Consider the following 20,342-nt stretch of genomic DNA (forward strand, 5'->3'; position numbering starts at 1 on the left):
TCGATGTACGCGGCGTCCGAAACCTCCGTGCCCTCTGTGACGTCTGTGACGTACGAGACCTGTACGCACGGCGGAGGCGACCGGGTTGCACGCCGAACACGACGACAGCGGCAGAGGGCGGGGCGGGGTATGACCGAGGAGGAGTTCGACGGCTTCTACGCCGCCGCGTTCCCCCGGCTGACCGGGCAGCTCTTTGCCTTCACCGGGGATCACGGCGAGGCGCAGGACGTCGTCCAGGAGGCGTTCGTGCGTGCCTGGGACCGGCGGCGGGAGTTCCTCGCCGAGGGGGCGCCCGAGGCGTGGATACGCACGGTCGCGATGCGGCTCGCCGTGAGCCGCTGGCGGCGGGCCCGGCGCTGGCTGGAACTGGTGCGCCGCAATCCGCCGCCGGAGCACACGCCCGGACCGGGGCCGGAACGGGCGGTACTGGTGGGGGCGTTGCGGGAGCTGCCGGAGGCGCAGCGCATGGCTGTCGTTCTGCACCATCTGTGCGACTTGAGTGTCGAACAGGTAGCCTCCGAAACCGGTGCGCCGGTGGGCACGGTCAAGGCCCGGCTGTCCCGTGGCCGGGCGGCACTGGCGCGGCGGCTCGGCGAGGCCGACGAACTGGGTGAGAGGGAGGGCGGCCGTGTCCGATGAACTCACGCCCGGTCGAGGGCACCCGGGCGAGGACCCTGGCGTGGGCCCCGGCGGATCCGAACTGACCGTCGCCCTGCACGAGTTGGCCCAGCAGCACGAGACACCCGTGCCCGTGGCGGGGGCGGAGATCCGCCGTCGCGCGGTGGGCCGCCGCCGGCGCAGGCGGGCCGCGCTGGCCGCGGCGGGCGCCGCCGGTGCGGGGGCGCTGGCCCTGGTCCTGACCGTGGCGTTCACCGGTGACGGGGACACCCGGTCGACTCCGCCCGCCGCCTCCTACGCGCACACACCGTCGGCCACGACCGAGCCCTCCGCGGCCCCGGTCGCCGCCACCGTGGATCTCTCCCGGCGCGAACTGATCGCCGAGGGCCGGACCCTGCCCATCTCCTCCGGGAGGGCCCGGACGCCGACGCCGACGGGGCTGATGACGGTCACCGCGAAGTACCCGACCGCGACGGTGCCGGGCCAGACGGCGGGCTTCGGCGAGGGGAAGGAGTACGACCTCAAGACGACCTGGGTGATGACCCTGCGCGGTCCCGACGGCCGTACGAACTACCTCCTCGCCCTCAGCTGGAACGAGAAGGCGCCCGGCGGTTACGACATCACCGGTGGCGCGATCGGTCTGCGGTCCGACGACGCGATGTGGCTCTACAAGGAGCTCAGGCCGGGGTCGGTGGTGCAGGTGCTGAGCTCGGCCCCGGCGACTCCGGCCGCGCGGAGCACGGCGTCCCCGGCGCCACCGGAGAGGGCGTCCCCCGAGTCCCCCGCCTCCCTGGCGCCACCGGTGGCCTCGGCGACCGCGGGCCGCGACTCGCGCTCCTGAGGCGCGCGGACTTTCCCTGCCGCGGACCTGTTGCGGGCCAAGTCCTGGGGCGAGCTTTACTGCGCATTAGTTGCAGGTGCGCCCAGGTGGCGTGAGGGTGGGGACAGTTCCACCGGACGCACGTGAGGCGAACCCCCGATGACCACCCGCTCCTCCTGGCGTGCCTCCCTCAACCGGGAGGAGTGGGTGCGGCTCGGCGGAATGGCCGCCTTCATCGTGGCGCTGCACGTCATCGGCTGGTTCACGCTCGTCGCGATCGTGGCGCCCGAACACCACAGCATCGGGACGAAGTCCTTCGGGATCGGCATCGGTGTGACCGCGTACACGCTCGGCATGCGGCACGCCTTCGACGCCGACCACATCGCCGCGATCGACAACACCACGCGGAAGCTGATGAGCGAGGGGCAGCGGCCGCTGTCGGTCGGCTTCTGGTTCTCGCTCGGGCACTCCAGTGTCGTGTTCGCGCTGGCCTTCCTGCTGTCGCTCGGCGTGAAGGCGGTCGCCGGGCCCGTCACGGACGACGGCTCCCGCCTGCACGACGTCACCGGGCTGGTCGGCACGACCGTGTCCGGGGCCTTCCTGTACCTCATCGCCGCGGTCAACCTCGTGGTCCTCGCCGGGATCTGGAAGGTCTTCCGGGAGATGCGGCACGGACGCTTCGACGAGGCCGCGCTGGAGGAGCAGCTGAACAGCCGCGGTCTGCTGAACCGGCTGCTGGGCCGGGTCACGAGGTCGATCACCAGGCCGTGGCAGATGTACCCGCTGGGGCTGCTGTTCGGGCTCGGCTTCGACACCGCCACCGAGGTCGCGCTGCTGGTGCTCGCCGGGTCCGGGGCCGCCTCCGGGCTGCCGTGGTACGCGATCCTGTGCCTGCCGGTGCTGTTCGCCGCGGGCATGTCGCTCCTCGACACGATCGACGGCTCGTTCATGAACTTCGCGTACGGCTGGGCCTTCTCCAAGCCCGTGCGCAAGGTCTACTACAACCTCACCGTCACCGGGCTGTCGGTCGCGGTCGCCCTCCTCGTCGGGACCGTGGAACTCCTCGATCTGCTCGCCGAACGGTTCTCCCTGCACGGGGAGTTCTGGGATGGGGTGGCCGGAGTCGACCTGAACGTCGTCGGGTTCGTCATCGTGGGGCTGTTCGTCGCCACCTGGGCGGTCGCGCTGGTGGTGTGGCGGGTCGGGCGGATCGAGGAGCGGTGGACGGCGGGCCTGCGTGAGCCCCAGGCACAGCCCGCCGGAGGGGAGCTCAGTGGCCGTGCGCCATGATCCGGTCCACCACGCGGCGGGCCGCGCCCGGACGAGGCCCGGGGACGGCCGCCGGACGCTCCCAGTCGCAGGGCGGTGACGGGCGGCGGGGCGGGACCACGCCCTGCTCCTTCAGGGCGAGGCTCACGAGGCCGAGCAGGAGCTGGACGTCCGCGTCGCAGTCCAGGAGCACGGTGATCCATGACGCGCCGGGGCGGACTCTGATGGCGCTGGTGTGCAGGAGTTGGGGAAGCAGGCGCTCGACCGCCGTGGAGGTGAGGCAGAGGTCGGCGGAGTCGTCGGAGTGGAAGTGGACGATCTCGTGTCCCGCCGAAGCGAAGGCATGCCCAACGGCGCACCGGGGCGGGCCACTTACCAGGTTCGGCCAGGTCTCCAGGAGAGCCATGGCGCGAGGGGCCGCGGTCATGACCCCATACTCGCTCACGCTTCACCTGGAGGACCACCCCCAGCCACCTGCCACTACTCCCCTCGCACGGCCGGTTACCCGATCACTCCTCCATGACCTGCGTGTTCTGGCAGGCGGTCAGCAGCCAGCGCCCGTCCTCCCTGGCCATCACGTAGAGCGGGCTGCCCTCCCGGCTGCCCTCCACGGGCCGGCCGTCGAGGGTCGCGTACCGCTGGCGGACCTTGACGGCGGCGACGTCCGGCCGGACGAACAGCACGTGCACCACTTCGTATGTGGCCGTCATGTCCCGCATCGCTCCGGGCAGTACCCGGTGCGTGAACTCGGAGATCTCGTCCCGGCCGATGAGTCTCCTGCCGTGCCCGGTGGTCCAGATCGCGTCCTGCCGGAAGAGGCTCACGAACGCGTCGGGCAGTTCGTTGCGCTGGGCGTGCTCGACCGCGGCGACCACCTGCTCGATGGCCTCGATGTCGGCACGCCGGTCCTGTCCGCCCGCGCCCCTGACGTCCACGACCGTGGCGCTTCCGTCTGCCACGTTTCCGTCCGCGGTGTCGCCGTCTGTCGCGTCGGCGTCCGCCGTGTGCTTGTTCGTTGCTGTGTTCATGGGGACCAGCCTCCAACCTCAAGAATGCTTGAGGTCAAGGGGGGATCTCACGCGTCGTTCAGCAGGTCCCGTACCGCCTCGACCACCTCGTCGGGAGCCTCCTCCGCCATGAAGTGGCCGCGCGAGACGGTGGTGTGCCGCAGGTCGGCCGCCCACGCCCGCCTGACCCGCCCCGCTCCGACCTGCCGGACCTGCCGGACCTGCCGGACCTGCCAGGCCCTGTACCGGGCCCGCGGGATCAGCCCTGTTCGTCCTCGCGCCCGTCGCCCCGCCCGTCACCCTGTTCGTCGCTCCGCCCGTCACCCCGCCCCTCGCTCTGTGAGGGCCGGGCCGCGGGTGTCCGGCCGGCCAGGACCTCCTGGAGGCGCTGGGTGCCGAGCTGGGCGGCCCGCCGGGTGTCGTCGCTGTCGATGTCGGCCAGGCCGCCGTTGGTGAGGGAGAGCGCGCTGTCGCCGACCCGTACGGCGGCGAAGTCCAGGCTGAGGTACGAGGTCTCGCCGGTCACGGTCACGTGCAGGCCCTCGCGGGCCTCGCCCACGCCGGGCAGCGGCGCGGCGACGGCCTGGACCGTGACCTGCCCGCCGCGGACGTCCGTGGCCGTGAACTGCCCGCAGGTGTCCGGCACCTTCCGCAGCCAGTCCAGCGAGGCGTCCAGTGCCGCCCGGTCGTACGCCCCGACCTGGTACCGCAGCTGCGCCCCGTCGTCGGCGTCGTCGAACCCGGCCACCGCGCGGGCCCCGGCGGGCTCGCCCAGCAGGTTCTCGGCGTACAGGCCGTCGAGCAGCCGCTGGCAGTCGCCGACGTCCGCCTTCCCCTTGAGGAGGGCGTCCCGCCAGGTCGCCGCGCCCTGGGTCTGCTCCCAGTCGCCGCCCAGGTCCTCGGCGGTGACCAGCGCGGACTTCGCCTGCGCCTCGGTGAGGGTGGGGGCGACGGTGACCGACGGCGAGGGTGACGCCGCCCGTGCGGCCACGGGCGAGGCGGAGGCCGCCCGCTCGCCCGCCGCCGTCCCGGCGCCGCCGTCACCGCCCGAGCAGCCGGCCGTCGTCAGCAGCGCGGCCGCCGCCAGGGCCGGGGCGAGGACAGGGACGGTACGCCGGGGCCGGCGGGACGGACGGTTCAGCACGGATGCCTCCTACGGCTCCTGGCGACGGTGGATCTCGTCCCACGGCACCACCGCGGGGCACGTCCCACCAGCGCACCGGGCCGACCGGGTGAGCCCGAGATGCCCGCGCCCGCTCCCGCGCCCAGACTGGCCCCATGCCGGGACGGATCGAGGACTACGCCCTCGTCGGAGACCTGCTGACCGCGGCCCTCATCGGCCGCGACGGCAGCCTCGACTGGCTGTGCCTGCCCCGCTTCGACTCCTCCGCCTGCTTCGCCGCGCTGCTGGGCGACGAGAACAACGGCCGGTGGCGGATCGCCCCGGTGGCCGTCGACGAGGGCCTGACCTCCCGCCGCCGCTACCGCGGCGACTCCCTCGTCCTGGAGACCGAGTGGGAGACCGACACCGGCCGGGCCACCGTCGTCGACTTCATGCCGCGCCGCGACGGCGCCCCCTGTGTCGTACGCGTCGTCGAGGGCCTGTCCGGCACGGTCGACCTGCGCATGGACCTGCGGGTGCGCTTCGAGTACGGCAGCGTGGTGCCGTGGATGCACCGTGTGCACGGGCAGCTGAACGGCATCGCGGGACCCGAGTCGGTGTGGCTGTCCACCCCCGTCCCGCTGGCCGCGCACGGCGAGGTCCACACCGCCGACTTCACCGTCACCGCGGGCGAACGGATCCCCTCCGTGCTGACCTGGCAGCCCTCCCACCTGCCCGCCCCCGAGCCCGTGGATCCCTTCGACGCGCTGCGCCGCACCGAGGAGTACTGGAGCGAGTGGCTGCGCCCCTTCACGTACGACGGCACCTACCGTGACGCGGTCGTCCGCTCCCTCATCACCCTCAAGGCACTCACCTACGAGCCGACCGGCGGGATCGTCGCCGCCCCCACCACCTCCCTGCCCGAGCAGCCCGGCGGTGTACGCAACTGGGACTACCGCTTCTGCTGGCTGCGTGACGCCGGCATGACCCTGGAGGCGCTGCTGCGCAGCGGCTTCACCGCCGAGGCGGACGCCTGGCGGGGCTGGCTGGAGCGGGCGGTGGCGGGGCGGCCCCAGGACATCCAGATCATGTACGGCATCGGCGGCGAGCGCCGGCTCACCGAGTGGACGGCCGACTGGCTCGCCGGGTACGAGGGTTCGCGGCCGGTGCGGATCGGCAACGGGGCCGCCCTGCAGCAACAGCTGGACGTGCCGGGCGAGCTGATGGACACCCTCGCCCTGACGCTGAGCTCCGGCCTGCGCCCCCAGCGGCATCTGATCGCGCTCCAGCGGGCCGTGCTCGACCACCTGGAGAAGGTGTGGTCCCGGCCCGACCAGGGCCTGTGGGAGATGCGCGGCGAACCCCGTCACCACGTCCACTCCAAGGTCATGTGCTGGGTGGCCTTCGACCGCGCGGTCCGGATGGCCGAGGACCACGGGCGCCCCGGGCCCGTCACCCACTGGCGCGAGATCCGGGACCGTATCCACCGGGAGGTCTGCGAGCGGGGCTTCGACCCGGCACGCGCCACGTTCACGCAGTCCTACGGATCGCGCGCGCTCGACGCCGCGCTGCTGCTCATCCCGCGCACCGGATTCCTGCCGCCGGACGACCCGAGGGTCGTCGGCACGGTCACCGCCGTGGAGCGCGAGCTGGCGACCGGCGACGGACTGGTCCGCCGCTACTCGACGGGCTCCGGCGCGGCCGAGGGCCCCGACGGCCTCGCCGGCGGCGAGGGCGCCTTCCTGGCCTGTTCCTTCTGGCTCGCGGACGCCCTGCGGCTGACCGGCCGCGAGGACGACGCCCGCAACCTGTTCGAACGGCTGCTGCTCCTGCGCAACGACGTCGGCCTCCTGGCCGAGGAGTACGACCCCCTCGCCCGACGCCAACTGGGCAACTTCCCTCAGGCGTTCACCCACGTGCCGCTCATCAGAGCGGCGTACGAACTGGACCGCCACGCGACGCACCACTCGCGAAAAGGTTGTTCGGTGAAGTACGAGTGAATCCATGACGTCTTCTGCGAGGCTGACCGGATGCAGACCCTTTACAGAAGACTGCTCAGGATCCTTCCCCGGATAGGCGTGAAGGTGGTCGATGTCGGTCCCGGTACCGCCGTGGTGTTCCGGCGGGGCGATCGCACCGTCCTGCCCGTGGGCAGTGGGGCCGATCTGGTCACCCACGGGAAGGGGCGGTACGCCGTCACGGACGCCGGCGCGGATACCTGGGTGGTGGCGCGCGGCTCCACGAAGCGGAGCATGAAGAGCGTTCCCTTCGGTGACACCGGCGCGCGACTGCTCCTCGACGAGGAGGTGCCGGCGAGCGGGGAACGGGAGTTCCAGCTCGCCGCGGCCCACTACCTGTGCACTCAGCACGTGGCCGCGCTGCTGGAACTCAACCGGGTGAACTGTGTCTTCGACGTCGGGGCCAACACCGGGCAGTACGGGAAGGGCCTGCGGCGCTTCGGCTACACGGGGCGCATCGTGTCGTTCGAGCCGGTCTCCGACACGTTCGCGAAGCTCCAGCGGTCCGCGGAGAAGGACCCCGACTGGCATGTGTACAACTTCGCGCTCGGGCGCGAGGAGGCCGTCCAGTCGATCTCCATCGACTGGAAGTCCATGAACTCCCTGCTGCCGCCCAGTGAGTACGGCAAGGAGCGGTACAAGCGGTTCGCCAAGGGGCGCACCGAGGAGATCGAGATCCGGCGGCTCGACGACGTGCTGCAGAAGGCGCTGGAGGGCATCGCCGATCCCCGGCCCTATCTGAAGATGGACACGCAGGGTTTCGACATGGAGGTGTTCGCCGGGGCCGGGGAGCGGATCTCGGAGTTCGTCGGGATGCAGTCCGAGGTCGCGGCGCTCCAGCTCTACGAGGGCAGCCCGGGGATGGGCGAGGCCATCGCCGCGTACGAGGCCGCGGGGTTCGGGGTGACCGGGATGTATCCCGTGACCCGGGAGCCCGCCACCGGACGGGTCGTCGAGTTCGACTGTGTGATGATGCGGCCCGAGTCAAGTGAGCCTGTCACGGGCTGAGTTGGGCCGGCCGTGCGGTTTCCCGCCCTTCCGGGGGCGGGAAACCGGCCGGATTGTGGTCCCCCGGCCGAGCCGGGACGGGCGCGCGGGCGCGGCGGAGCCGCCGGTGCCCGCGCCCCTCGCTCCGGCGGGACATCGGCCCGGTCGCGTGTCGGTAGGCTGACCCCTGCTGCGGATCTCCCCCCACCTGCGCTTCTGCGTCGCATGAAGTGCCGTTCGCGGTAGTCGTGTTGGCCTTCTGCTGTGTTGAGGATGATTCGCTGGTGCTCGTCGCGGAGCGGTATCGGTTGCACGCGTCCATTGGCCGCGGTGGGATGGGCGAGGTGTGGCAGGCATCCGACGAGGTGCTCGGCCGGTCCGTGGCCGTCAAGCTGCTGCTGGGGGACGAGGCGGACAGCGCGGCCGCCGCGCGGTTCCGGCTGGAGGCGCAGACGGCGGCGAGGCTGAGTCATCCGTACGTCGTCGCCGTCTTCGACTTCGGTGCCTGGGACGACCGCTTCTATCTGGTGATGGAACTGGTCGAAGGCCGCAGTCTCGCCCAGGAGTTGACCGCGTCCGGCACCCTCACGACGGAACGGGTGGCCGTCGTCGCCGCCCAGGCCGCCGCCGGGCTCGCCGCCGCGCACCGCGAGGGGATCGTGCACCGGGACATCAAGCCCGGCAACCTCCTCGCGGACGCCCAGGGCACCGTGAAGATCGGTGACTTCGGCATCGCCCGCTTCGTCGACGACCCCTCGTCCGCGCTCACCACGGCCGGCCAGATCGTCGGCACCAGCCTCTACCTCGCCCCCGAGCGGGCCCTCGGCCGCCCGGCGTCCGCGGCCTCCGACGTGTACTCCCTCGGCTGCGTGCTCTACCAACTCCTCACCGGGAGACCGCCGTTCCAGGGGGAGAGCGCGACGGTCACCCTGCACCAGCACATCGACATGGCGCCGGTGCCGCCCCGCGAGCGCGGCGTCCAGCTGCCGCCCGCCTTCGAGAACTACCTCCTCGGCCTCCTCGCCAAGCAGCCCGAGGACCGGCCCACGGCCCAGGAGGTCGCGGACTGGTTCGCCGCGGGATCCTGGCAGGGGCGGGCCGAGCCGCTGCCGGTGGCCTCACCGGCGTCGTCCTCGGGTCCGGGAACCCGGTCGTCGCGGGCGCGGCAGCCGGTGACCCAGCAGTCCTACGCGGCCGCGCCACCACGGTCCGGTGGCGCGGACTCCGGGTCCCCGACGACGTACCGGCTGCCGCAGGCCGCCGCCCCGGCCGCGCACTCCACCCGCGCCGACCACTCGGCCCACGCGTCGCACTCCGCCCGCTCCGGGCCTTCGCGCCGCGCGCGGCCGGCCGCCGGCGGCCGGGGCGCTGTCGGGACCGCGGTCCGCAGACGGCCCCGGGTGTTCGGCATCCTCGCCGGTGCCGTGCTCTTCGTCCTCGCGGTGCTCGCCGGCATGTCGATGTTCTCGCCGGACAACACCGCGGGGGACTCCGGCAAGGGGGGCTCGGCGCCCTCGGCGGGCCCGGCAGCCGGATCCGGGGCCGGTGGGGCCTCCGACCCGGCCCCCGTGGAGCCCGCGGCGGGCACGGTGCCCCGGACCGAGGAGCCGCAGACCACTCCCGACGTCAACTCGGAGCCCTCCGCGTCACCTTCCGTCTCGGAGGAGGTCCCGGTGGTCCCGCCGGGCCCCGCGGACGACGGGAACAAGGCGGAGAAGCCGGACAAGGGCCCGCAGGCCGGGCCGGGCGAGTACGTCGGCGACGAGGACGAGGCGGGGGACGAGGACGGCGGGGACGGCGAGGACTGAGCGGCGCCGGGAGGGCTGAGGGGGGCTGAAGGGGGCTGAAGGGGGCCGAGGGTGAGGCCCTCAGAGATCCTTCTTGGGCCAGTCCAGCAGCCGGGCCCCGATGACCGCGGTCTGCAGCGTGTACCGGTGCACCGGCTCGGCCGGGTTCGCCCCCGTCAGCTTGTGGATGCGCTCCAGCCGGTAGGTGAGCGCGCGGACGCTCAGCGACAGCCGCCGGGCGGCCTCCGCGGCCACGCAGCCCGAGTCGAAGTACGCGGTGAGGGTGTCGAGGAGCGGCTCGGCGCCGCCGCGGGCTCCGCGCAGCGGTCCGAGGGCGCTGAGCACCAGGTCGGCCATGGCCTGCCGGTCCCGGGCGAGGACGGGATAGACGAGCAGGTCGGCGGAGCGCAGCACGGGGGTGTCGAACTCCAGGCGGTCGGCCAGGTCGAGGGCGTTCAGGGCCTCCTCGTAGGACTGGACGACCCCGCCGGGCCCGGGCTGGGAGCGGCCGATGGCGACCTGGCCGCCGTCGGTGGCCGCGTACGCGTGCTTGGCGAAGAAGGAGAGCACGTCGTCCTGTTCGCCGGGTGCGATGCACACCAGACGGCCGTCCTTGGTGGTCACGAGGACGCTGCGGTCGCCGAACCGGCCGATCAGCGCGCGCTCCACCTCGCGGGGAACCGTGTCCCCCTCGTCGTAACCGGTCTTGCCGCGCGCCACGGCGACGGCGTGCGAGTGCGACAGGCGCAGCCCGAAGCGTTCGGCCCGTTCGGCGAGCAGGCCCAGGTCGCTGCGGCCGTGCAGGAGGTCGTCGATGAACTCCCGGCGCGCGGCCTCCTCCTGGCGTACGGCGAGGAGTTGGGCCCTCTCGTAGCCCTCGGCGAACGCGTCGACGGCCTGTTCGACGGCGGCGAGCGTGCTCTCGGTGGCGGTGGCCGGCCAGTGCAGGCGGGCGGCGGTGAGGTGCGCGCCGACCAGGGCGCGCAGTCCGAAGCCCGCCTCGGCGGCCCGCTCGCCCAGCGCTCGCCGGGAGTCGAGCTCGTCGCGGGTCAGCCGGCGGCCGGTCGCGGAGGCGTCCGCGAGGATGCGCGCGTACCCGTCCAGGTACTCCTCCGGTATGTCCCGCCCCGCCATCTGGTCCCCCGGTTCCTCGATGAGCCGCTGACGCCTTTTTAGCGCATGAGGGGGGTGTGCGGGGCGGCGAGGGCCGGTCTCGCTGCCGGGATACGGCAGATGTGCGGGGGACGTCGGCTCACTCGCCACGGAGGAGGTTCCAGGGATTGCGGGAGAAGGGGGAGAAGAGAAACAGGGGGATAGGGTCCCGGTACCGGACGTCCGCTGACGGTCTTCCGGTACCGGGGCCCGATCCGTCCCCCGTGGCTCCCCCGTTTCTGCCCGACCATCGTGCCCCGGGCCGAGGGCCCGCCGCATTGCCGGATTCCGGCAGTCTTTACGCGCCCTTGATGCCGGACCGGTGTAGGGATCCGGGGTGGTCCGTCCGGCAGGTGCCGACGCGGCATCAAGAACGCGTAAAGGCTGCCGTGGCCCGGCAATGTGCACACGTGTACGAACCTGACACAATGCCGGTCCACACAGGTGACCGGCACAGGCGGGGGAGGTGGACCGGTTGACTCTGTTTCTCGGTCTCGGCATCGCGGGAATCGTTCTGCTGCTCCTGACGCTCGTCTTCGACGGCGTACTGGAAGGGCTTTTCGGCGGGGCGGGTTTCCTGGACGGGCTCTTCGACGGGCTGCTGTCGCTGCCGGTCATCGCCGGGTTCGTGTCGATGCTCGGCTTCGGCGGGGCACTCGTGCTCGGTACGACCGGACTCGGGGCCGGGCCCGCCACCGCGGTGGGCATCGGGGCCGGGGCCGGAGCGGGCTGGCTGACCTGGCGGTTCAGCCGGGCCCTCATGCGCGACGAGCCCTCCGCCACGCCCCGCGGCTCCGACCTCGTGGGCAGTTCGGGCTCCGTCGTCACCCCGATCCCGGCGGACGGCTACGGCGAGGTGCTCGTGTACCTCGCGGGCCAGCCGGTGAAGCTCGCGGCGAAGAGTCCCGAGGCGGTGGCGCGGGGCGCCGAGATCTGGGTCGAGGAGTCCCTGTCACCGACGTCGGTGGCGGTCCGCCCGGTCCGGCGCTGAACCGCCGCCCACCACACCTGCCGTCCCCGCCACACCGTTCGTGCTCACCGCTCTCACCGCTCTCACCGCTCTCACCGCTCTCACCGCTCTCACCGCTCGCTCTTACTGTCAGCACCGCTTGCAGGTTGTCCCGTAACCCGCACTGATCTGCCGCCTTGGGGGTGGCAGGGGGGAATTCACCATGAGTCCAGTTCTCGTCGCGGTCGTGGGAGTCGTCGTACTCCTCGTCCTGCTCGCACTCGTCGTCGTCACCCGCTACAAGGTGGCCGGCCCCAGCCAGGCGTTCATCGTCACCGGGCGGCGCGGCAAGAAGTCCACCGACCCGGAGACCGGCCGGGTGTTCACCGACAACAGCGGCCAGAAGGTCGTGGTCGGCGGCGGTGTCTTCGTCGTGCCGTTCGTCCAGCAGAAGTTCACCCTCGACCTGTCGTCGCGGCACATCCCGATCTCGGTGCGCGGCGCGGTCACGCTGCGCGGCGTCAAGGCGAACCTCGAAGGCGTCGCCATCGTCAAGGTCGGCGGCACCGAGGACTCCATCCGCGCCGCCGCCCAGCGCTTCCTGATGCAGCAGGACGGCATCGTCGGCTTCACCCAGGAAGTGCTCTCCGGCGCCCTGCGCTCCATCGTGGGCCGCATGTCGGTGGAGGACATCATCCGGGACCGTGCCGCGTTCGCCGGGCAGGTCGCGGAGGAGGCCGAGGCGAGCCTGTCCGGGCAGGGCCTGGTGCTCGACGCCTTCCAGATCCAGGACATCACCACCGAGGGCTCCTACCTGGAGGACCTCGGCCGCCCCGAGGCCGCCCGCGCCAAGCAGGAGGCGGACATCGCCGAGGCGGTGGCCCGGCGTGCCGCCGAGCAGGCCCGGCTGAAGGCCGAGGAGGAGATCGCGATCGCCCAGCGGACCTTCGCCCTCAAGACGGCGGAGATCAAGGCCGAGACGGACGAGGCCGCGGCCCGTGCCGCCGCAGCGGGTCCGCTCGCCGAGGCCGCCCGGTCGCAGGAGGTCCTCGCCGAGCAGGAGAAGGTCGCCCAGCGGCAGGCCGCGCTGACCGACCGCGAGCTGGACACCAAGGTCCGCAAGCCCGCCGACGCCGCCCGCTACCAGGCCGAGCAGGAGGCCGAGGCCCGGCGCATCGCCCAGGTCAAGGAGGCCGAGGCGGACGCGCAGCGCTCCCGGCTGACCGGTGAGGGCGAGAAGGCGCACCGCGCCGCGCTCGCCGACGCCGTACGCATCGAGGGTGAGGCCGAGGCCGCCGCGATCGGTGCGAAGGGGGCCGCCGAGGCGGAGGCCATGCGCAAGAAGGCCGACGCGTTCTCCCAGTACGGCGACGCGGCCGTGATCCAGATGCTGGTCGAGGTGCTGCCGCAGGTCGTCGCCAAGGCGTCCGAGCCGCTCAGCGCGATCGACAAGATGACGGTGATATCGACGGACGGGGCGAGCCAGTTGTCCCGGACGGTCGCGGACAACGTCGCCCAGGGTGTCGAGCTGCTCAGCTCGACGACGGGCGTCGATCTTGCCGAGCTGCTCAAGAGCGTCACGGCGCCGAAGCAGGCCGCTGCCGCGGTCGAGGTCAACGGGAAGGTCGAAGTCACGGACTGACGGACCGTCGGGCCGACGGTACGGCTGAGGTACGGCCGGGTGTCGTCCGCGGGTGTGTGGGGGCCGTGACCGACCCCCACCGGGCCGCGGCCGAACCCGCTGCGCGGGCCCCCGTAGGGTGAACGCACACCTTGCAACGACACCGGACAGGGGACCCGTCATGGGCACACCACGCCTCAGCAGTACACCGTTGCCGGGCATCGGTGTGCGCTACGACCTGACCACCCGCGAACAGCGCCGCATCTCCGTGGTGGCGCACCGGGACGGCGGCCGCACCCTCAGCGCGTACCGCAAGGACGATCCGGACGCCTGCGCGCTCTCCGTACGGCTGTCCGCGGGAGAGTCCGATGCGCTGATCGACGCGCTGATGCCCGCCCACCACAGCCCCAGCCTGCTGTCCACGACCGAGCTGGGACTGGTCGCCGAGCGGATCGAGCTGTCGTCGGTCTCGCACTGGAACGGGCGGCTGCTGGGTGAGACCTGTATGCGTACCGAGACCGGTGTGTCGATCGTCGCCGTACTGCGCCGGGCCGAGGCCATCCCCTCGCCGACGCCGGACTTCCGGCTGGCCGGCGGGGACACCCTGATCGTGATCGGCACCCGCGAGGGCGTGGAGTCGGCCGCGACCATACTCGGAAGGGAGTGACACGTGCACTCGTCCGCGGTCTTCTTGATCGAGTTCGGCGCCATCATCCTCGGTCTCGGACTGCTCGGCCGGTTCGCCGGACGCTTCCAGTTCTCCCCGATACCGCTCTATCTGCTCGCCGGACTGGCCTTCGGTGAGGGCGGACTGCTGCCGCTGGGCACCAGCGAGGAGTTCGTCGCGATCGGCGCCGAGATCGGCGTCATCCTGCTGCTGCTCATGCTCGGCCTGGAGTACACGGCGACCGACCTGGTCTCCAACCTCAAGACGCAGTACCCGGCAGGTCTGGTGGACGCCGCCCTGAACGCCCTGCCGGGTGCGGCGATGGCGCTGCTGCTCGGCTGGGGTCCGGTGGCCGCCGTCGTCCTCGCCGGAGTCACGTGGATCTCCTCCTCCGGTGTCATCGCCAAGGTCCTCGGCGACCTCGGCCGGCTCGGCAACCGCGAGACGCCGGTGATCCTGAGCATCCTGGTCCTCGAGGACCTCTCCATGGCGGTCTATCTGCCGATCATCACCGCCCTGCTGGCCGGCGCCGGTCTGGCGGCGGGCAGTGCCACGCTGGCCATCGCGCTCGGTGTCGCGGGACTCGTCCTCGTCGTCGCGGTGCGCTACGGCCGTCACATCTCCCGTTTCGTCTCCAGCGACGACCCCGAGAAGCTGCTGCTGGTGGTGCTGGGCCTGACCCTGCTGGTCGCCGGTGTGGCGCAGCAGCTCCAGGTGTCCGCGGCCGTGGGGGCCTTCCTCGTCGGCATCGCGCTCTCGGGCGAGGTGGCCGAGGGTGCGCACGGGCTGCTCTCCCCGCTGCGCGACCTGTTCGCCGCCGTGTTCTTCGTGTTCTTCGGGCTGCACACCGACCCGGCGAGCATTCCGCCCGTGCTGCTGCCCGCGCTGGCCCTGGCCGTCGTCACCGCCGGCACGAAGATCGCCACCGGGTACTGGGCCGCCAAGCGTGCCGGGATCTCCGCGAAGGGCCGCTGGCGGGCGGGGGGCACGCTGGTGGCGCGGGGCGAGTTCTCCATCGTCATCGCCGGGCTGGCCGTCACCTCCGGCATCGAGCCCAGGCTCGGCCCGCTGGCCACGGCGTACGTCCTCATCCTGGTGATCGTCGGCCCGCTCACCGCGCGCTTCACGGAGCCGGTGGCGATGCGTCTGACCGGCCGGTCGCGGGGGTCCGCCGCCGTGAGGGCCGAGACGGCGCCGGACCGGGACCTGGTCCCGAGCCCTGACGCTCCGCTGGAGAAGTAGGCGTCCGGGCGGTCCGTCGGGTGCGGGCCGGTGGGGGTCGGTCGCGCGGTTCCCCGCGCCCCTGATAGCGGGGCTGCGCCCCGGTTTTCGCCTTCACGGCGGCCGTGAGGAACCATCCGAAGAGGCGCGGGGGAACTGCGCGACCAGCCACGAACGGCCCGCACCCGCACGGCAAACCCGCACCCCCACCCCCGTACCACCGCAATTTGACAGCGGCCCGACCTCCCCAGTAACTCTACCCACATGACATTCGTTTTCATCAGTGAAGCGTAGGGGGCGGCCCCATGCGCGTCGCATTCGTGGGTAAGGGCGGCAGCGGCAAGACCACCCTGTCCGCCCTCTTCTCCCGTCACCTGGCGCGCTCCGGCGCCCCGGTCGTCGCCATCGACGGTGACATCAACCAGCACCTCGCGTACGCCCTCGGGCTCGACGAGGACGAGAACTTCGGTGCCCCGCCGCTGAGTTCGCACACCGGAGACATCAAGGACTTCCTCCGCGGCACCAACCCGCGCATCGCCTCCCGCGACGCCATGATCAAGACCACCCCGCCGGGCCGCGGCTCCCGGCTGCTGCGCCCGCTCGGCGACGACGAGATCCACAGCCGCCATGTGCGCCCGGTGGACGGCGTACCCCTGATGGTGACCGGCGCCTTCGACGAGAGCGACCTCGGCGTGGCCTGCTACCACTCCAAGCTCGGCGCGGTGGAGCTGTATCTCAACCACCTGGTGGACGGCCCCGGCGAGTACGTCGTCGTCGACATGACGGCCGGCGCCGACGCCTTCGCCTCCGGTCTGTTCACGCGCTTCGACCTGACGTTCCTGGTCGCCGAACCGACCCGCAAGGGCGTCTCGGTCTACCGCCAGTACCGCGACCACGCGGCCGAGTTCGGCATCCCGGTCGCCGTCGTCGGCAACAAGGTCGCCGGCGAGGACGACCTGCTGTTCCTCAAGGAGCACGTCGGTGAGGACCTCCTGGCGTACTGCGAGCACTCCTCGTGGGTGCGCGCCCGTGAACAGGGGCGCAACCAGGGCGAGTTGGAGCCCCACAACAGCCACACGCTGCGTCTGCTGAAGGACGCGGTCGATGCCCGTACGAAGGACTGGGACGCCTTCCAGCGGCACGCGGTCGAGTTCCACCTGCGCAACGCCACCGCGTGGGCCGACCGGGCGACGGGCCTGGACCTCGCGGCCCAGGTGGACCCGGACTTCCGCCACGGCCCCGCGGCTCTGACGGCCCAGGTCTGAGTCCGCGCCCGCACGTGAGCCCGGGCCGCCCCAGCGCCCGAGCCCGCGCCCGAGCCCGCGCCCGAGCCGCGACGCCTCGCCTCCCCCGGTCCGGCGGACACGCCCCGGCCCGACCGGGGGGGGGATTCCCCCCGCCCGACCCAAGGACAGGACACGCTCATGTCGCTCGACGTCTCCCCGCAGCTGCTCGCCGAAGCCGAGCAGGGCAAGGTGCGGGAGGAGGACTTCGTGGAAACCGTCCGCACGTCCCTGCCGTACGCCTACGACCTGGTGGCCCGCCTGGCCGACGAACTGCTCGCGGGCAGCGCGGAGTTCGCCGACAACCGGACGCCGCCGCCCTCGGAGAGGGAGCGCGGGCAGTTGCTGCGCGCCCTGTCCAGCGACGCGATCCGGGGCAGCCTGGAACGGCACTTCGGCGTCGCCCTCGCCTTCCAGAACTGCCACCGCGTCGCGGCCTTCCACCCCGAGGCCCGCGGCGGCGAGACCCACCGCCGTTTCACCTCGCCGCGCTCGCAGATCCTCAACCAGTCACCGGGGTTCCGCGACTGCTGACGCACCTGTCCGACGCACCTGGCCGACGCTACTGCCGACGCGGGTGCGGGCCCGCCGCCGGGGCGCCGCCGACCGGGTTCTGTCGCGCGGCCCGGCGGCGGGGCCCCGGTCGGCTGCGGGTTCCGCGGCGGGCCGGGCCGGGTCGGTCCGCGCGGGGCCGGACCGGGCGACCGTCTCGCCCCGGATCACCCGGGGGCCGTCGGCCCCTCGTGCCCGCTCTCCGCGCTCTCCCGGCTCCCGCCGTGCCGCGCGGCCCTCTCGGTCTCCTGCGCCACCCGGGCCTCGGACTTGAGGACGCGGGCCGACCTGCCGGCGGAACGGGCCAGCTCCGGGCCCTTCTTCACGGCCAGGACGACGATGACGACGACGAGGACGACGGCGAGTTCACTCAGCCCGAACATGCGGTTCCTGCCCTCCGGGTCCGGCGCTCGTCAGACGCCGACGCCGAAGTCGGACGCGATGCCCGCCAGGCCGGACGCGTAACCCTGGCCCACCGCGCGGAACTTCCACTCGGCACCGTGGCGGTACAGCTCGCCGAAGACCATGGCGGTCTCGGTGGCGGCGTCCTCGGACAGGTCGTAGCGGGCGATCTCGGCGCCACCGGCCTGGTTGACGACCCGGATGAACGCGCCCCGCACCTGGCCGAAGCTCTGGCCGCGGCTCTCGGCGTCGTGGATGGAGACCGGGAAGACGATCTTCGCGACCTCGGCGGGCACGGTGGCCAGGTTCACCTTGACGGACTCGTCGTCGCCCTCGCCCTCACCGGTGAGGTTGTCACCCGTGTGCTCGACCGAACCGTCCGGGCTCTTCAGGTTGTTGTAGAAGATGAAGTGCTGGTCGGAGAGGACCTTGCCCGACTCGTCGACCAGCAGCGCGGAGGCGTCGAGGTCGTAGTCGGTGCCCGTCGTGGTCCGCACGTCCCAGCCGAGGCCGACCAGTACGGCGGTCAGGCCCGGCGCCTCCTTGCTGAGCGAGACATTGCCGCCTTTGGACAGGGAAACTCCCACGCTGATCTCCTTGTTGGTACGGACGTACGTCGTGGTGCAGAATCTACAGCACTGTAGAAAATAAGGAAGGAGACAGGACATGACGGACCGGCGACAGCGTCCCCCGCGGCGGGGACAGGGCGAGCTGGAGGCTCAGGTCCTGTCGGCCCTGCGCGCGGCGGACGGCCCCGCCACCGCGGGCTGGGTGCAGGAGCGGCTCGGCGGCGACCTCGCCTACACGACGGTGATCACGATCCTGACCCGGCTGCTGGACAAGGGCGCGGTGACCCGGGAGCGGGAGGGCCGGTCCTTCGCCTGGACCCCGGCCTCGGACGAGGCGGGCCTCGCCGCGCGCCGGATGCGCAAGGTGCTGGACGGCGCGCGGGACCGGGAGGCCGTGCTCGCCAGCTTCGTGACGTCCCTGGAGCCGGACGACGAACGGCTGCTGCGCGAACTGCTGTACCGCCCCGAGACGGAGAGCTGAGTCCGGCTCCTCACTCGTCTCCCGCTCCTCTCCTACTCCTGCCCTTCGAGGAAGTCGCCCGCCTCGTCCACGATTTCGGCCGCCAGCAGGCCGCCGGCGACACCCGCGGCGAGCCCCGCCGCGCCCATGGCGACCGCCGTGCCGGCGCCGGGGACCGACCGCCCGTGCCGGTCGTGCCCGTACGCGGCGTCGGGACCGTACGACTCCCGGTGCTCGACCAGTTGCCGGACCCAGCCGTCGACCACGGTGTTCCAGTCCTGGTGCCCGACCCCTTCGTGGGAGACGGCGAACCGTGCGAGCGCGTCGTGGCCGGAGGAGGAGAGGCCGCCGCGCTTGTCCGCCTCCAGGACCACCTCCATGCCGGCGGGGGCGGCGAGGAAGGTCAGCTCGATCTCGGCGACCGCCTGCGCGTAGGCGGGCGACGGGGTGAGTTCGAGCTCCTGGTAGAAGGGGAGTTGCTGACCGGTGCCGCCGATCCGGCCCAGTTCCAGGTCGGCCGACCGGAAGCCGAAGCCGAGTTGCCCGAAGGCCTCCAGGATCGCCTCCTGCACGGGCCGCGGGGTCACGCGCAGCCGGTCCAGGTCGCCCTTGTCCTTCGCGCCCGCCACCGACAGCTCCGTGCGCAGGCCGAGGACGATGCCCAGCTCCTGCCCGTACAGCTCGGTGACCGGGGTCTCCCAGGGGAGCGTGACGGTGAACGGCACGGTCCGCTCCTCGCCCTCGGCGAGGCGGAGGGGGCCGCCGACGGTGAACCGGTCGAAGACGACCGTGTTCTCGCTCTCCCCGTCCGCGTGTTCGGCCTCGGCGCCCGCGACCAGTTCGAGCGTGAGGTGCTCGATGTCGAAGTCCGCGTCGCCGCCCCTGAGCCGGACCTCGCCCGACAGTGTGCCGCCGGGCAGGGCGGGGCCCGGACCCAGGACCGTGTCCACCGTGGGGCCGCCCACGCCGAGTGATCCGAGCAGCCTTCTGAACACCATTGAGGGGTCCACTCCTTCTGTGCGGGTGGGTCTTGCTCTACGTACATGTAGAAGGTTAAGGGCGGCCCGTCGTCCCGGAATCCGGTGCCCCAGGGTGCGGGCCGGTGTCGGCGGCCGCGGACGGCGGAGCCTCGGTCAGGCTCACGGCCGGACATCCCAAAAGCCTGGTCAGGACAAGGTGTTGACGCTCCGTCAGGACATTCAGGAAGACCACCGCGTCCGCCCCGGAACGCTCGCACAGCGCGGCCAGTTCGCGGACCTTCCCGTAACTCATCAGCGTGCGCGAGGAGTACGGCAGGTGCATCTTCCGCACCCCGCCGTCCGAGACGCCCCGGCGCTGCACGACCCGCCCCACCACCCGGGCACCGCGCGCCGTCAGGTCGGCCTCCGCCGTGTCCATGAGCGCGGCGAAGTCCTTGCGCTTGGCGGAGAGGTGCCCCGCGACCACGACGTCGGCGCCCTCCAGTACGACCCCGGCCCCGGCGGCCGTCGTGTCCGCGACGCCCGGCCGTGCCCGGGCGGGGCGCTCGGGGCGGGCGGGCGTGCGTACCGGCCCACGGGCGCGTCGGCCGCGTCGGACACGTCCCGGGTTCTGGTGCACGGACCCACCGTAGGGACCGGCCGTCCACGACGACACTTGATTCCAGGGGCCCGCCACGGGCCGGCCGGGCGTGGACCGCCGTGCCGTGAGTCGCACCCCCGCTCCCGCTGTTCCCCCGCTCCTGCTGTTCCCCCACTCCCCACTCGCCACTTTGCGATTCCTTTACACTGGGTGCGGCGTGTGGGTACGACCAGCGTGTGAGTACGACCAAAGGAGCAGCGGAAACACCATGGGTGAACCTCCCAGTACCAGCCGTGCC

General features: G+C 72.4%; 21 protein-coding genes and 1 pseudogene. 13 read left to right on the forward strand and 9 right to left on the reverse strand.

The window, feature by feature from the left end; all coding sequences use genetic code 11:
* The first annotated feature begins 129 nt into the window (after positions 1-129).
* From O1Q96_RS02285 to nicT, 3 genes are all read left to right on the forward strand, one after another.
* Positions 130-639: a SigE family RNA polymerase sigma factor gene (locus O1Q96_RS02285; RefSeq protein ID WP_269246608.1), complete on the forward strand. Its 510-nt coding sequence runs from the start codon at positions 130-132 to the stop codon at positions 637-639.
* Positions 629-1,459, forward strand: a complete 831-nt coding sequence (locus O1Q96_RS02290) for a L,D-transpeptidase (protein WP_269246609.1) — start codon at positions 629-631, stop codon at positions 1,457-1,459. The genes O1Q96_RS02285 and O1Q96_RS02290 overlap by 11 nt, the downstream gene beginning before the upstream one ends.
* Before the next feature lie 138 nt (positions 1,460-1,597).
* Complete coding sequence (gene nicT / locus O1Q96_RS02295; protein ID WP_269246610.1) at positions 1,598-2,728, forward strand: Nickel transporter NicT; 1,131 nt, start codon at positions 1,598-1,600, stop codon at positions 2,726-2,728.
* Here the strand turns inward: nicT and O1Q96_RS02300 are convergent.
* The 4 genes and pseudogenes from O1Q96_RS02300 to O1Q96_RS02315 form a co-directional block, all read right to left on the reverse strand.
* Positions 2,709-3,134: a luciferase domain-containing protein gene (locus O1Q96_RS02300; RefSeq protein WP_269246611.1), complete on the reverse strand. Its 426-nt coding sequence runs from the start codon at positions 3,132-3,134 to the stop codon at positions 2,709-2,711. The genes nicT and O1Q96_RS02300 overlap by 20 nt on opposite strands.
* Positions 3,135-3,216: 82 nt before the next feature.
* Positions 3,217-3,735, reverse strand: coding sequence for an SgcJ/EcaC family oxidoreductase (locus O1Q96_RS02305; RefSeq protein WP_269246612.1), 519 nt, complete (start codon positions 3,733-3,735; stop codon positions 3,217-3,219).
* A gap of 47 nt (positions 3,736-3,782) precedes the next feature.
* Positions 3,783-3,911: pseudogene (locus O1Q96_RS02310) on the reverse strand (alpha/beta hydrolase); the annotation flags it as partial.
* 62 nt (positions 3,912-3,973) lie between these two features.
* Positions 3,974-4,858 (reverse strand): hypothetical protein, encoded by an 885-nt coding sequence (locus tag O1Q96_RS02315; protein ID WP_269246613.1) that lies wholly within the window; start codon positions 4,856-4,858, stop codon positions 3,974-3,976.
* Between the two features lie 134 nt (positions 4,859-4,992).
* Between O1Q96_RS02315 and O1Q96_RS02320 the strand changes: the two genes are divergently transcribed.
* The 3 genes from O1Q96_RS02320 (at position 4,993) to O1Q96_RS02330 (ending at position 9,629) form a co-directional block, all read left to right on the forward strand.
* Complete coding sequence (locus tag O1Q96_RS02320) at positions 4,993-6,816, forward strand: glycoside hydrolase family 15 protein (protein ID WP_269246614.1); 1,824 nt, start codon at positions 4,993-4,995, stop codon at positions 6,814-6,816.
* Between the two features lie 30 nt (positions 6,817-6,846).
* A complete protein-coding gene (locus tag O1Q96_RS02325) occupies positions 6,847-7,842 on the forward strand; it encodes an FkbM family methyltransferase (RefSeq protein ID WP_269246615.1) in 996 nt (331 codons plus the stop codon).
* A gap of 287 nt (positions 7,843-8,129) precedes the next feature.
* On the forward strand, positions 8,130-9,629 hold the full coding sequence (locus O1Q96_RS02330; RefSeq protein WP_269246616.1) for a serine/threonine-protein kinase: 1,500 nt from the start codon (positions 8,130-8,132) through the stop codon (positions 9,627-9,629).
* A gap of 60 nt (positions 9,630-9,689) precedes the next feature.
* On the opposite strand, the gene O1Q96_RS02335 is transcribed toward O1Q96_RS02330, so the two are convergent.
* Complete coding sequence (locus tag O1Q96_RS02335; RefSeq protein WP_269246617.1) at positions 9,690-10,742, reverse strand: PucR family transcriptional regulator; 1,053 nt, start codon at positions 10,740-10,742, stop codon at positions 9,690-9,692.
* Positions 10,743-11,235: 493 nt separating this feature from the next.
* On the opposite strand from O1Q96_RS02335, the gene O1Q96_RS02340 reads away from it, so the two are divergent.
* From O1Q96_RS02340 to O1Q96_RS02365, 6 genes are all read left to right on the forward strand, one after another.
* On the forward strand, positions 11,236-11,751 hold the full coding sequence (locus O1Q96_RS02340; protein ID WP_269246618.1) for a hypothetical protein: 516 nt from the start codon (positions 11,236-11,238) through the stop codon (positions 11,749-11,751).
* A 181-nt stretch (positions 11,752-11,932) separates the two neighbouring features.
* Positions 11,933-13,351 (forward strand): flotillin family protein, encoded by a 1,419-nt coding sequence (locus tag O1Q96_RS02345; RefSeq protein ID WP_269246619.1) that lies wholly within the window; start codon positions 11,933-11,935, stop codon positions 13,349-13,351.
* Positions 13,352-13,511: 160 nt separating this feature from the next.
* Complete coding sequence (locus tag O1Q96_RS02350; RefSeq protein WP_269246620.1) at positions 13,512-13,997, forward strand: cation:proton antiporter regulatory subunit; 486 nt, start codon at positions 13,512-13,514, stop codon at positions 13,995-13,997.
* Between the two features lie 3 nt (positions 13,998-14,000).
* Positions 14,001-15,239 carry a cation:proton antiporter gene (locus tag O1Q96_RS02355; protein ID WP_269246621.1) on the forward strand — a complete coding sequence of 413 codons (1,239 nt, stop codon included), beginning with the start codon at positions 14,001-14,003 and terminating at the stop codon, positions 15,237-15,239.
* Positions 15,240-15,523: 284 nt separating this feature from the next.
* Positions 15,524-16,483 carry an ATP-binding protein gene (locus tag O1Q96_RS02360; protein ID WP_269246622.1) on the forward strand — a complete coding sequence of 320 codons (960 nt, stop codon included), beginning with the start codon at positions 15,524-15,526 and terminating at the stop codon, positions 16,481-16,483.
* 159 nt (positions 16,484-16,642) lie between these two features.
* Positions 16,643-17,035 (forward strand): SCO5389 family protein, encoded by a 393-nt coding sequence (locus O1Q96_RS02365; RefSeq protein ID WP_269246623.1) that lies wholly within the window; start codon positions 16,643-16,645, stop codon positions 17,033-17,035.
* 185 nt (positions 17,036-17,220) lie between these two features.
* On the opposite strand, the gene O1Q96_RS02370 is transcribed toward O1Q96_RS02365, so the two are convergent.
* On the reverse strand, positions 17,221-17,436 hold the full coding sequence (locus O1Q96_RS02370; RefSeq protein WP_269246624.1) for a twin-arginine translocase TatA/TatE family subunit: 216 nt from the start codon (positions 17,434-17,436) through the stop codon (positions 17,221-17,223).
* Positions 17,437-17,466: 30 nt separating this feature from the next.
* Positions 17,467-18,042 carry a TerD family protein gene (locus O1Q96_RS02375; protein ID WP_217454268.1) on the reverse strand — a complete coding sequence of 192 codons (576 nt, stop codon included), beginning with the start codon at positions 18,040-18,042 and terminating at the stop codon, positions 17,467-17,469.
* A 79-nt stretch (positions 18,043-18,121) separates the two neighbouring features.
* On the opposite strand from O1Q96_RS02375, the gene O1Q96_RS02380 reads away from it, so the two are divergent.
* Complete coding sequence (locus O1Q96_RS02380; RefSeq protein ID WP_269246625.1) at positions 18,122-18,505, forward strand: BlaI/MecI/CopY family transcriptional regulator; 384 nt, start codon at positions 18,122-18,124, stop codon at positions 18,503-18,505.
* A gap of 32 nt (positions 18,506-18,537) precedes the next feature.
* On the opposite strand, the gene O1Q96_RS02385 is transcribed toward O1Q96_RS02380, so the two are convergent.
* Together O1Q96_RS02385 and O1Q96_RS02390 are read right to left on the reverse strand one after the other, a co-directional pair.
* Complete coding sequence (locus O1Q96_RS02385) at positions 18,538-19,482, reverse strand: sporulation protein (protein WP_269246626.1); 945 nt, start codon at positions 19,480-19,482, stop codon at positions 18,538-18,540.
* A 55-nt stretch (positions 19,483-19,537) separates the two neighbouring features.
* Positions 19,538-20,083 carry a hypothetical protein gene (locus O1Q96_RS02390; RefSeq protein ID WP_269246627.1) on the reverse strand — a complete coding sequence of 182 codons (546 nt, stop codon included), beginning with the start codon at positions 20,081-20,083 and terminating at the stop codon, positions 19,538-19,540.
* Positions 20,084-20,342 lie beyond the last annotated feature (259 nt).

The sequence above is a fragment of the Streptomyces aurantiacus genome (genome assembly GCF_027107535.1).
Taxonomy (GTDB): Bacteria; Actinomycetota; Actinomycetes; order Streptomycetales; family Streptomycetaceae; genus Streptomyces.